The sequence below is a fragment of the Pseudomonas sp. JUb52 genome, from assembly GCF_004341115.1.
GTDB lineage: Bacteria > Pseudomonadota > Gammaproteobacteria > Pseudomonadales > Pseudomonadaceae > Chryseomonas > Chryseomonas oryzihabitans.
In genome coordinates this window covers 26,104-38,369 of the sequence record NZ_SLYS01000013.1, presented here as the reverse complement: position 1 = coordinate 38,369, position 12,266 = coordinate 26,104, and the positions used below count along the sequence as shown (strand labels likewise).

The following is a 12,266-nucleotide window of genomic DNA, read 5'->3' as shown; positions in this document are numbered from 1 at the left end:
AGCGCGACGGATGCGGCGGTTGAGGGGATGGCTGGTGAATCCGGGGGGCATACCGCGGTTCAAGACGGGGATGGCGTGCCCGGGTCGGTGGGCTGGCGTGGCGCTGCGTCCGCCTTGCGGCCGGGCTGGAGCTGCAGCAGCAGGGCATCGCGCTCCTGACGCATCTGGGCGAGGCTGGTCTGGGTCCGGGTCAGTTCCTCCTGCAGTCGCTGGGCCTGGGCCTCGGAGGCGCGCAATTCGCGATTCTGCGCGCGCAGGCCGGTCACCACCTTGTGCGCCCGCGTCAGCCGCATGACCATGTTGTCGACCTTGAGCTCCAGGGCTTCGCGGTGCGACAGCAACTCCTCGACATAGGGGTCGTCGCTTTTCTTCCACTCGGGATAGTTGGCGTCGTACACCTCTTCCGGACCCTCGTCGAAGAGGTCGACGTTGCGGTTCGCCGCCGGGGCGGGACTGGCGGGAAGTGGCGACGGCGGAGCGTCGGCAGGCGCGCTGTCGACCACCTCGGGAGCGGCCGGCGCCTGCTCCTCGTTAACGCCCTCGGCCTTGGAAGCCGCGTCGCTGGCGACGTACCGCTGCCACAGCAGAAACACCACCAGGGCGATCAGCAGGATATTGCACAGGGTTATCAGGACGAATCCCCAATCCATCAGCTGTGCATGACTCATCTGCCGCTCCGTGCTTTTCCGGTGACTGGATCCAAGGCCTGTCGAGACCTCTCGCCTACCCTGTCGGCGGCGGCGCCTCGTTCTGCAGCCGATTTGAATACAGCTGGCAGCCTAAAGCATTTCTATCAGCCAAGCGGCGCCAGGGCGGAGACGAATTGTCAGGCACGGGAATGTGCGCGGTTTTTTCCGTAGGCAGCAGAGGCGCTATAGGCTAGGGCCGCGCGGGAAAATCCGGGCGAAAAAAAGCCCGACGCTGGACGTCAGGCTTTGCAACGGTGGGCGGATGTTGGGCTTCGCTGCGCTCAACCCAACCTACGGGACGAAATAGGTTGGATTGAGACGGCTCTGTCGTCGAAGCCCAACAAGCAGCCCAGTCGGATCTCCTACGCCAGGCTCTTGCTCACCACCTCGTAGACGTCGCTGGACAACTCGCCGCTGGCCAGGATGCGCTCCAGCTCGGCGCGCATCAGCGCCTGACGCGCCGGGCCGTACTTCTTCCAGCGGGTCAGGGGCGTGAGCAGGCGCGAGGCGATCTGCGGATTGAGCCGATTGAGGGTGATGATCTGGTCGGCCAGGAAGCGATAGCCGCTGCCGTCCTCGGCGTGGAAATTGACCAGGTTGCTGTTGGCGAAGGCCCCGATCAGCGCCCGCACCTTGTTGGGGTTCTTCAGGGTGAAGACCGGATTTTCCATCAGCGCCTGGACGCGCGCCAGACCACCCGGCAGGGGGCTGGACGCCTGGACGCTGAGCCAGGTGTCCATGACCAGCGGATCGCTCTTGAACTCCTCGAAGAAGCGCGCCAGGACGTCGGCCTTTTCCTGCTCGAAACCGGAATTGACCAGGGCACTCAGCGCGGCCAGGCGCTCGGTCATGTTGTCGGCGTTGTCGAACTGCTCCAGGGCGGCGTCGCGCGCCTCCGGCTCTTCCAGCAGCATCAGATAGCCGAGCGCGGCGTTCTGCAGACTGCGGCGGGCGATGTGGTCGGCGCTGGCCTGGTAGGGCGTGGCGCGCGAGGCCTCGCGGGCGCTGCGATAGCGCTGCCAGAGTACGTCGCGCAGGGCTTCGGCGATGGCCCGACGCGCCTGGCGACGGGCGCCGTGGATGGCCCCGGGATCGGCCTGCTCGGACAACTCCACCAGATAGGCTTCGGACGGCAGCGAAAGCATCTCGGCCACCATGGCCGGGTCGAGGGACTCGTCCGCCGCCACGGTGCGCAGGGCTTCCACCAGCCGGGTGTCCAGCGGCTCACCGGCGATCATGCCCTGCAGCACCTGCACGGCCAGCTGCTGGCCGGCGTCCCAGCGATTGAAGCCGTCGCTGTCGTGCTGCATGAGGAAGGTCAGCTGTTCACGGCTGTAGGGGAAGCTGAGCTTGACCGGCGCGGAGAAGCCACGCAGCAGCGACGGCAGCGGGCGCTCGGGCATGTCGACGAAGGTGAAGGTCTGCTCGGCCTGGGTGATCGACAGCACCCGGTCGGTGCCCTGGGCAGCGCCCTCGCCTTCCAGGCGCAGCGGCAGGTCGCGCCCCTGGCCATCCAGCAGACCGAGCTGGACCGGGATCACGAAGGGCTCCTTGGTCGGCTGACCCGGGGTGGGCGGGCAGCTCTGGCTGAAGGTCAGCCGATAGGTCTGGGCCGCGGCGTCATAGCTGTCGCTGACCGCCAGGCGCGGGGTGCCGGACTGGCTGTACCAGCGCTTGAACTGGCTGAAGTCGGCGCCATTGGCGTCTTCCAGGGCCTTGATGAAGTCGTCGCAGGTCACCGCCTGACCGTCGTGGCGCTCGAAGTAGAGATCGGTGCCCTTGCGGAAGCCCTCGGCGCCCAGCAGGGTGTGCAGCATCCGCACCACCTCGGCGCCCTTCTCGTACACCGTCAGGGTGTAGAAGTTGGAAATCTCGATGAAGTGATCCGGGCGCACCGGGTGGGCCATGGGACCGGCATCCTCGGCGAACTGGTTGGTGCGCAGGAAGGCCACGTCCTCGATGCGCTTGACCGTGGGCGAATTCATGTCGGAGCTGAAGCCGGCATCGCGGAACACGGTGAAGCCTTCCTTGAGCGACAGCTGGAACCAGTCGCGGCAGGTCACGCGATTGCCCGACCAGTTGTGGAAGTATTCGTGGGCGACGATGGCCTCGACGCGCTGGTGGGCGGCGTCGGTGGCGGTGCGCGGGCTGGCCAGCACGGCGCTGGAGTTGAAGATGTTGAGGCCCTTGTTTTCCATGGCCCCCATGTTGAAGTCGTTCACCGCAACGATCATGAAGATGTCCAGATCGTATTCGCGGCCGTAGACCTCCTCGTCCCAGCGCATGGACTTCTTAAGACTGTCCATGGCGTGCTGCAGCTTGCCGATGTTTTCCGGCTCGACATAGATGCGCAGGGCCACGTCGCGACCGCTGCCGGTGCGGTAGCTGTCTTCGACGCACCAGAGGTCACCGGCGACCAGGGCGAACAGGTAGGCCGGCTTGGGGAAGGGATCTTCCCAGGTGGCCCAGTGACGGCCGCCCTCGGCTTCGCCGCTGGCCACCGGGTTGCCGTTGGAGAGCAGGATCGGGTACTTGGCCTTGTCGGCTTCCACCGTGGTGGTGAAGACGCTCATCACGTCCGGCCGATCCAGGTAGTAGGTGATCTTGCGGAAGCCTTCGGCCTCGCACTGGGTGCAGAACATGGTGCCGGAGACGTACAGGCCTTCCAGGGCGGTGTTGCTTTCCGGATGGATGCGCACCGCGGTCTTGAGCACGAAGGCTTCGCCCTGGGGCTGCAGGGTCAGGCTGCCCGCCTCGACTTGATAGTCGCCGGCGGCCAGGGCCTGGTCGTCCAGGGCCACGGCCAGCAGCTCCAGTTCCTCGCCATGCAGCACCAGCGGCGGCAGGCCCGCGCCACGGGCCGGATTGCGCTGCAGCCGCAATTCGGCGTGTACCAGGGTCTGGTCGTCGTGCAGCTCGAATCTGAGGCGGGTCTCCTCGATGAGGTACTCGGGCGCCTGGTAGTCCTTGAGATAGATGGTCTGGGGCTGGTCGGTGCGCATGGCTTACGTCCTTACATCTCTGCTGCGGAGGCGGACACGGCCAGCTGATAGGCCGTGTACTTGCGAATGTTGATCACGCCGGTATCGAACATCAGGTATTGACCCTTGATGCCCAGCAGCGTGCCTTCCACCACGGGGGTCTTTTCCAGGTCGTGGCTGACCACCTTGGTGGGATAGACCGTCACCGGATAATGGATCTCGATGGGCGCCATGTCGACCACCGGCTGGATCGCCTGCAGACCGAAGCGGCCCTGGAGATCGTCCAGACCCTGGGCGCAGGCGTCCAAGATCCGCTCGCGCACCGCCACCAGGTCTTCCGGTGCGGCCACGCCCTTGAGCATGGCGCGCCAATTGGTGCGATCGCCCACCTGGCTGCGCAGCAGGTCTTCCACCAGGCCGGACTGCTGGCGCGTGGCGACCCTCAGGATCGGCAGCGCCTGGTAGGCGCCCTGGTCGATCCAGCGGGTGGGCAGCTGGGTGGCGCGGGTGATGCCCACCTTGAGCCCCGAGGAGTTGGCCAGGTAGACGACGTGGGGCACCATGCAATGGGCTTCGCCCCACTCCGGCTGGCGACAGGTGCCATGCTCGTAGTGGCACTTTTCGGGGCTGACGATGCAGCTGTCGCACTGGGCCAGGGCGGTGAAGCAGGGATAGCAGTAGCCCTGGCTGAAGCTCTTGCGGGTCTTGCGGCCGCAGTGGGTGCAGTGGATGGTGCCCAGGTATTCCAGGCGCAGGCGACGGCCGATCAGCGGATTGACCGGTACCTCGCGCTCGTCGAGGCGAAAGGCGTAGTTGACGGGGTCGGCCAGGGTCACGGCCATCTTGCGCAGGGCGCCACGGCCCAGTTCAGTCATCACGGTAGGAATTTCTCGATTTCTAAAAGACGCGAGGTGCCTCTTCGTCGCCGAAGGGCACCTCGTCGGGGTAAGGCGCGAGCAGTCAGTGGATGGCGTCGGACTTGAACAGGATGTTCTCGATGGGCACCGACTTGGAGGCGCACTCCTGGGGACCCATGTAGCCGGTCCGCTGGTCTTCGGGCAGGTGCTTGGCCTCGTAGGCGATCACCGCCTGCAGACAGAGCTCGACCTGGTCGCGACTGAGCTTGCGGCCGTCCGGCCACTTGCCGATCTCCACGGCCAGCTTGAGGCCTTCGTAGATATCGGGGGTGATGTTTTCCAGCATCTGGGCGAAGGATGTCGACATGGGTCGCTCCGGACTCTAGTGAACCGCCAGTTTACCGGGCTGCCGACGACGGTGCACCTGGCCTGGTTCAATGGTGGTCATAGGTTGTATTTCGGCTCGCGGCCCGGCGTCGCGATAGGCTGGGTTGAGACGGCTACATGGTCGAAGCCCGACAGGGGCTATGCCGGATTGGGCTGTTGGGCTTCGCTGCGCTCAACCCGACCTACGCGGAAGCGAATCCCGTAGCGTGGAAAACGGCCTGGCCTTTTCCACTGGAGCATTCGGGTCAGAGTCGCCCTCACCCCAACCCTGCCGCAGGGAGCAGGCGTTAGCAGTGCGGCCCTCCCCTCCAACAGGGCTGAACCCTGGCACCTGGCCGCCATCAGAGCAGGAAGCGCTTCCTGGAGACCCCATGCCTGCCTATCACCCTCTAATCCTCGCCGGTGTCGAGCTCTGGCTGCTCGCGGAAAAGGCCATCTATTGGCCGGCGCGCCAGGCGCTGCTGGTGGCGGATATCCATTTCGGCAAGGCGGCCGCCTTCCGGGCGCTGGGCCAGCCGGTGCCCCATGGCACCACGGCCGGCAACATCGCCCGGCTCGATAGCCTACTGGCACGCTACGACTGTCGCGAAATCATCTTTCTCGGCGACTTCCTGCACGCCCCGGAATCCCGCGCCCCCCTGACCCTGGACACCCTCGAGCGCTGGCGGGAACACCAGGCCCATCTGCGGCTACTGCTGATTCGTGGCAACCATGATCGTCGCGCCGGGGATCCACCCGCTGCCCTGGGCATCGACGTGGTGGGCGAGCCGCTGGAGCTGGACGGCCTGTCGCTGCAGCACGAACCCGATCCACACCCGCGCCTGCCGGTGCTGGCCGGCCACATCCATCCGGCGTTTCGCCTGCAGGGTCGTGGGCGCCAGGCGCTGCGCCTGCCCTGCTTCTGCCTGGAAAATGACGAGGTGCTGATCCTGCCGGCCTTTGGCGACTTCACCGGCGGGCACCTACTGGCACCCGATCCGGCGCGGCGGATCTTCGTGGTGGGGGATGGCGGTATCTGGCCCTTGCGCTAGAGCCAGATACCCTGGCGATCAGCCTTCTTCGGTGATCCCGGTGATGGTGATGCCGTGGCGTTCCAGCAGGGCCACCGTGGGTTCGTCGTAATCCCGCGGGACTTCGCTGTCGTCGTATTCTTCCAGGGCGTCGTCACGGACGATCTGGGCGACCCGTTCCATGTCCGGTTTCTGGTCAGCGTCGGTGGTGACCACCGAGGTGTTGCCGTCAACGTTGCTGTAAGCAATTTTCCACTTCGACATCTCAGGACTCCTCAGGGGGAAACAAGGCTATCGAGAGATTAGAGGGCCGGATCCCCAGTAATTCGCCCTAACGCGGACGAAAGACGATATCCAGCAGGCCGGCCAGGGCGCCGTCGGCGCAATCTGCCTGGGCCAGAGCCTCGCGGGCCTGCTTGAGGTGACCGTGCAACTGGCGTTGCGCATGGTCGCGACCGAGCAGGGTGACCAGGGTGGACTTGTCGCCATCCTTGCCGGCGTCCTTGCCCAGGCCCTTGCCGTCGTCCAGATCATCGAGCAACTGGAAGGCCAGGCCAAGCTGGCAGGCGAAGACGTGGAAGGCCTCGCGCTGCACGGCGGTGGTGACCAGGGTGGCACCGGCCATGGCCATGGCCGCGGAGAACAGCGCGCCGGTCTTGAGCTGGTTGGTCAGGGCGATGGCATCGGCCGGGCGTGCCTGGCGGCCGCCGTGCAGGTCATGGTACTGGCCGCAGACCAGCCCAGCGGTGCCGACCGCATCGGCCAGTTGGCAGACCATCTGGGTGCGGGTTTCCGCTGGTACCCCGGCGAGGCCCGCGACCAGGCGCAGGGCGTGGCTGAGCAGGGCCACCGCAGCCAGCATGGCGACGTCTTCACCGAACTCGACGTGCAGGGTCGGCCGCCCGCGGCGCAGGCGGGCGTCGTCCATGCAGGGCATGTCGTCGAGGAACAGCGAGGCGGCGTGCACCATTTCCACGGCGCAGCCCAGATCGAGGACGGCCTCGTCTCCCTGACCCAGGTCCTCGGCGGCCAGCACCATCAGCAGCGGACGCAGCCGCTTGCCGGGTGCCAGCACACCACTGCGAATCGCTGCGGCGACCGGATCGCTGCCGGCCGGTAACAGCTCTGCCAGACGCTCATCGATACGGGTACGCTGCCATTGCAGCGCAGCGGCAAAATTGTCTGTCGCGTTCGGCACTAATACGGTCGCCATGAGTCGAGATACTCCATATGTGGAACCGACGAACGGTCGCACCTCGGTGGATTAGGTCTTCGCAAAGCGAACCCGTCGTCCCCTACCAGACCACAACGACCGACGAAAGGTCATTCAGGGCGGACTCTAGAAGACATGGTGGATTGGGAACTGGCAAGCCGCAAGAACGATCATCTGGACATCGTGCTGGATCCCCACAAGGCCCGCAGCGCCGTCACCACGGGCTTCGACGCCTACCGCTTCACGCACTGCGCCCTGCCCGAACTGAACCTCGACGAGATCGACCTCGGCACCCGCCTGTTCGGGCGTCCCCTGGCCGCGCCGCTGCTGATCAGCTCCATGACTGGCGGCCCAGAGCGAGCCGCGCTGATCAATCGCCATCTCGCCGAAGCGGCCCAGACCCTGGGCATCGCCCTGGCGGTCGGGTCCCAACGCATCGCCCTGCAGCAGGGTGGCGACCAGGGCCTCACCGGTGAATTGCGCCGTCTGGCGCCGGACGTGCCACTGCTGGCCAACTTCGGCGCCGCGCAGCTGGTGGCCGGCTACGGCCTAGACGAAGCTCGCCGCGCGGTGGAGATGATCGAGGCGGACGCCCTGATCGTGCATCTCAATCCCCTGCAGGAAGCCGTGCAGGCCGGTGGCGATCGCCGCTGGCACGGCATTCTTCTCGCTCTGGAAAATCTGGTTACACAACTGGACGTGCCGGTCGTCGTCAAGGAGGTCGGTGCCGGCCTGTCGGGCCGGGTGGCCAGCCAACTGCTGGAGGCAGGTGTGGCGGTGCTGGACGTCGCCGGTGCCGGAGGCACCAGCTGGGCGGCAGTGGAAGCCGAACGGGCCCGTGACGACCAGCAGCGCGCCGTTGCCCGCGCCTTTGCCGACTGGGGTATCCCCACCGCAGAGAGTTTGCGCCAGGTGCGCACCGCCTGCCCCCGGGCGACGGTGATCGCCTCGGGTGGCATCCGCGATGGCATCGACGTGGCTAAGGCCATTCGCCTCGGCGCGGACCTGGCCGGCCAGGCCGCCGCCGCCCTGCCCGGCGCCACCGAATCCACCGAGGCGGTGATCGCGCATTTCCAGGTGGTGATCGAACAGTTGCGCATCGCCTGCTTCTGCACTGGCTCGGCCGATCTGGCCGGCTTGCGCCAGGCCGAGCTGCTGGACGCCGCATCGCTGCGGTGCCCATAGTGGCCGACACCCGACCGGACGCCGCCATGCATGTCGCCCTGATCTCGCCGCCGCTGCCGAGCCACCTGTCCACCCATCTGGTGCTAGGTGAGGCGCTGGTCGCGCTCGGCCACCGGGTCACCCTGCTGCACCAGGTGGAGGTGGGTGATCGGGCGCTGCCGGCGGGTATCGGCTTCCAGGCGATAGGCGCGACCAGTCATCCGCTCGGCAGCCTGGCGCCGCTGCTGGCCCGTACCGCCAGCAGCAAGCCCTGGTCGGTGTTCGGGGTGATCGCCGACATGGCGCGCAATACCGAACTGTTCTGCCGCGAAGGCCCGGCCGCCCTGCGTGACCTTGAGGTCGACTGCCTGATCGCCGACCAGATGGAGCCGGCCGGGGGCCTGCTCGGCGACCACCTGGGCCTGCCCTATGCGTCCCTGGCCTGCGCCGTGCCGATGAATCGCGAGCCCCATCTGCCCCTGCCCACCCTGCCCTTCGCCTACCCCGCCAGCGAGCGGGAGCGGCAGATCGTCCAGGGCGCCACCCAGGTGTTCGACCTGATGATGCGCGGCCAGGGCAAGGTCATCCAACGCCAGGCCCAGGCCTTCGGCCTTGGCGACCGCCGGACCCTCGACGACTGCTTCTCGCCCTATCTGCAGCTGAGCCAGTGCCTGCCGGGCTTCGACTTTCCGCGTCGTGCCCCGCCGCCCCATTTCCACGAAGTCGGGCCGCTGCGTTCGCCGGCGGTGCGCGAGCAACGGCTGGAGCTGGAGATCGATCCGCGCCGGCCCTTCGTCTTCGCCTCCTTCGGCACCCTGCAGGGTGGCCGGCTGCCGCTGTTTCGTCGTATCGCCCAGGCCTGTCGCCAGCTGGGCATCCAGGTGCTGATCGCCCACTGCGGGCGTCTGGATGCCAGCGGCGAACGCCGTCTGCTCGACGACGGCGCCACCTGGGTCACCGACTTCGCGCCCCAGGAAGCGGCCATTGCCCGCGCCGATGCGGTCATCACCCACGGCGGCTTCAATACCGTGCTGGACGCCCTGGCGGCCGGCAAGCCCATGCTCGCCCTGCCCATGGTGTTCGACCAGCCGGGCATCGCCCGGCGCCTGGAGCGGGTCGGTGCCGGCATCTGCCTGGCACCGCGGCTGGCCAGCAAGGCCCGCCTGACCCAGGCCCTGGGCGCCGTGCTGGCCGACCCCAGCTATCGCCAGGCGGCTGAACGCTTCGTGCCCATCGCCAGAGCGGCAGGCGGCGTCGCCACGGCCGCTCGCCTGGTGGATGGCCTGGCCCGGCGAGGACTCGAACGTGCGTCCTGACCTGCTGATCGTCGGCGGCGGCCTGGCCGGCGGCCTGCTCGCCCTGCGCCTGGCCGAAACGCGCCCGGAGCTGGACTGGCGCCTGGTGGAAGCCGGTCCGCGCCTGGGCGGCAACCACACCTGGTCCTTCCACGAGCCGGACCTCACCGCGCCGCAGCATGCCTGGATCGATCCGCTGGTCGCCCATCGCTGGCCGGGCTACGAGGTGCGCTTCCCCCAGCGCCAGCGGCAACTCGGTAGCGGCTACGCCAGCATCAGCGCCGAACGCTTCCATGAGGTATTGAGCGCGCGCCTGCCCGCCGAGCGCCTGCTGCTGGGACGCGAGGTGCTGCGCCTGCAAGACGATGGCGTGGTCTTCGCCGATGGCTACACCCTGGCCGCCGGCGCGGTGATCGACGCCCGCGGACCGCGACCCGATCCGGCGCTCTGGCTCGGCTATCAGAAATTTCTCGGCCAGGAGGTACGCCTCACGCGGCCCCATGGCCTGGCCGAACCCATCGTGATGGATGCCACCGTCGATCAGCTGGACGGCTATCGCTTCGTCTACAGCCTGCCACTGGCCCCCGACCGGCTGCTGATCGAAGACACCTACTATGCCGATGGCGAGAGCCTGCCGGTCGAGCGCCTGCGCCAGCACCTGGCCGACTATGCCGGGCAGCAGGGCTGGGAGATCGCCGAGGTGCTGCGCGAGGAACAGGGCGTGCTGCCCATCACCCTGGGCGGCGATCTGGACCGCTACTGGGACAACGTCACCGCCGGCGCCCCCATCGGCCTGGCCGCCGGGCTGTTCCATCCCACCACCGGCTATTCGCTGCCCGAAGCGGTACGCCTGGCGGAGCACCTGGCCGCCCAGCCCTTCACCTCCAGCGCCGTGCTGCGCGACGGCCTGCGCCAGTACGCCCAGGGCCGCTGGCAGGGCCAGGGCTTCTTCCGCCTGCTCAATCGCATGCTCTTTCTCGCCGGCCGCCCCGAGCACCGGGTGCGCGTCATGCAAAGGTTCTACGGCCTCGGAGAACCGCTGATCCAGCGCTTCTACGCCGGCCGCCTCACCGCCTTCGATCGGCTGCGCATCCTTTCCGGCAAACCGCCGGTGCCGCTGAAACCGGCCCTGGATGCCGCGCTGGCTCGTCCTCCTCAGTTCAAGGAAGCACCATGACCCAAGGTAACGCGCCCAAGCGGGCCATCGTCATCGGCGCCGGCTTTGGCGGTATCGCCCTGGCGATCCGTCTGCAGTCGGCCGGCATCGCCACCACCCTCATCGAGGGCCGCGACAAGCCCGGCGGTCGTGCCTACGTCTACGAGGACGCGGGCTTCACCTTCGACGCCGGTCCGACCGTCATCACCGATCCCTCGGCCCTGGAGGAGCTGTTCACCCTCAGCGGTCGACAGATGCGCGACTATGTGGAGCTGCTGCCGGTCAGCCCCTTCTACCAGCTGTGCTGGGAAGACGGCACCCGCTTCGACTACGTCAACGACCAGGCCCGGCTGGACGAGCAGATCCGCGCACTGGAACCGGACGACGTGGCCGGCTACCAGCGCTTCCTGGCCTATTCCCAGGCGGTGTTCGAAGAAGGCTACATCCGCCTCGGCGCCAAACCCTTCCTCAAGGTCGGCGACATGCTCGCCGCCGGTCCCAAGCTGGCCCAGCTCAGCGCCTGGCGCAGCGTCTACACCCAGGTGTCGCGCTTCGTGAAGAGCGAGAAGCTGCGCCAGACGCTGTCCTTCCATACCCTGCTGGTGGGCGGCAACCCCTTCGCCACCTCCTCGATCTATGCGCTGATCCATGCGCTGGAACGCAAGTGGGGCGTCTGGTTCGCCAAGGGCGGTACCCACCAGCTGGTGCTCGGCCTGCTGAAGCTCTTTACCGACCTCGGCGGCGAAGTGCGGCTTAACGCGCCGGTGGAACGCATCCTCACCGAAGGCAATCGCGCCACCGGTGTCTGCCTGGCCGATGGCAGCCAGCTCGCGGCCGATCTGGTGGCTTCCAACGCCGACGTGGTGCACACCTATCGCAAGCTGCTTGGCCACCACACCCATGGCGTGGTCGAGGGCAATCGCCTCAAGCGCAAGAGACACAGCATGTCGCTGTTCGTCATCCATTTCGGCCTGAGCCAGCCGCCGGTGGGTCTCGAACACCACATGGTCTGCTTCGGCCAGCGCTATCGCGGCCTGATCGACGAACTGTTCAAGGGCCCGGGCGTACCGGACGACTTCTCGCTCTACCTGCATTCGCCCTGCGTCACCGATCCGTCGCTGGCACCGCCCGGGCACAGCTCCCACTACGTGCTGGCGCCGGTCCCGCACCTGGGCAATGCCGACGTCGACTGGAGCGTGGAGGGCCCGCTCCTGAGAGACAAGATCTTCGCCTACCTGGAAGAGCGCTACATGCCCGGCCTGAGGGCCAACCTGGTCACCTCGCGCATCTTCACCCCGGCCGATTTCCGCCAGGAGCTCAATGCCCATGTCGGCTCGGCCTTCTCCCTGGAGCCCATCCTCACCCAGAGCGCCTGGTTCCGGCCGCACAATCGCGATAGTGTCATTCCCAACCTCTACCTGGTCGGCGCGGGCACCCATCCCGGGGCCGGCGTTCCGGGCGTGGTCGGCTCGGCCAAGGCCACCGCCAGCGTCATCCTCGAGGAGCACGGTTAG

At 67.3% G+C, this 12,266-nt stretch carries 11 protein-coding genes; 5 read left to right on the top strand and 6 right to left on the bottom strand.

Annotated features, from left to right (window positions below; translation table 11 throughout):
• Positions 1–59 precede the first annotated feature (59 nt).
• From EC839_RS19385 to EC839_RS19370, 4 genes are all read right to left on the bottom strand, one after another.
• Positions 60–668, bottom strand: coding sequence for a hypothetical protein (locus tag EC839_RS19385; RefSeq protein WP_007162884.1), 609 nt, complete (start codon positions 666–668; stop codon positions 60–62).
• A 383-nt stretch (positions 669–1,051) separates the two neighbouring features.
• Positions 1,052–3,691 (bottom strand): aminopeptidase N, encoded by a 2,640-nt coding sequence (pepN, locus tag EC839_RS19380; RefSeq protein WP_007162883.1) that lies wholly within the window; start codon positions 3,689–3,691, stop codon positions 1,052–1,054.
• 11 nt (positions 3,692–3,702) lie between these two features.
• Positions 3,703–4,545, bottom strand: a complete 843-nt coding sequence (locus EC839_RS19375; protein ID WP_007162882.1) for a DUF2797 domain-containing protein — start codon at positions 4,543–4,545, stop codon at positions 3,703–3,705.
• 85 nt (positions 4,546–4,630) lie between these two features.
• Positions 4,631–4,894, bottom strand: a complete 264-nt coding sequence (locus EC839_RS19370) for a YeaC family protein (RefSeq protein WP_007162881.1) — start codon at positions 4,892–4,894, stop codon at positions 4,631–4,633.
• A 391-nt stretch (positions 4,895–5,285) separates the two neighbouring features.
• Between EC839_RS19370 and pdeM the strand changes: the two genes are divergently transcribed.
• Positions 5,286–5,945, top strand: a complete 660-nt coding sequence (gene pdeM / locus EC839_RS19365) for a ligase-associated DNA damage response endonuclease PdeM (protein ID WP_007162880.1) — start codon at positions 5,286–5,288, stop codon at positions 5,943–5,945.
• Between the two features lie 18 nt (positions 5,946–5,963).
• Here pdeM and EC839_RS19360 read toward each other — a convergent pair whose 3' ends face one another.
• Positions 5,964–6,188 carry a hypothetical protein gene (locus EC839_RS19360; RefSeq protein ID WP_027602825.1) on the bottom strand — a complete coding sequence of 75 codons (225 nt, stop codon included), beginning with the start codon at positions 6,186–6,188 and terminating at the stop codon, positions 5,964–5,966.
• Positions 6,189–6,255: 67 nt separating this feature from the next.
• A complete protein-coding gene (locus EC839_RS19355; protein WP_007162878.1) occupies positions 6,256–7,137 on the bottom strand; it encodes a polyprenyl synthetase family protein in 882 nt (293 codons plus the stop codon).
• 135 nt (positions 7,138–7,272) lie between these two features.
• Between EC839_RS19355 and fni the strand changes: the two genes are divergently transcribed.
• From fni to EC839_RS19335, 4 genes are read left to right on the top strand one after another with little or no spacing between them, the layout of a single operon-like run.
• Positions 7,273–8,322, top strand: a complete 1,050-nt coding sequence (fni, locus tag EC839_RS19350) for a type 2 isopentenyl-diphosphate Delta-isomerase (RefSeq protein WP_007162877.1) — start codon at positions 7,273–7,275, stop codon at positions 8,320–8,322.
• Positions 8,322–9,617 carry a glycosyltransferase gene (locus EC839_RS19345; protein WP_007162876.1) on the top strand — a complete coding sequence of 432 codons (1,296 nt, stop codon included), beginning with the start codon at positions 8,322–8,324 and terminating at the stop codon, positions 9,615–9,617. The genes fni and EC839_RS19345 overlap by 1 nt, the downstream gene beginning before the upstream one ends.
• Positions 9,580–10,773 (top strand): lycopene beta-cyclase CrtY, encoded by a 1,194-nt coding sequence (gene crtY / locus EC839_RS19340; protein WP_085982658.1) that lies wholly within the window; start codon positions 9,580–9,582, stop codon positions 10,771–10,773. Before EC839_RS19345 ends, crtY begins: the two co-directional genes overlap by 38 nt.
• Complete coding sequence (locus EC839_RS19335) at positions 10,770–12,266, top strand: phytoene desaturase (RefSeq protein ID WP_007162874.1); 1,497 nt, start codon at positions 10,770–10,772, stop codon at positions 12,264–12,266. The genes crtY and EC839_RS19335 overlap by 4 nt, the downstream gene beginning before the upstream one ends.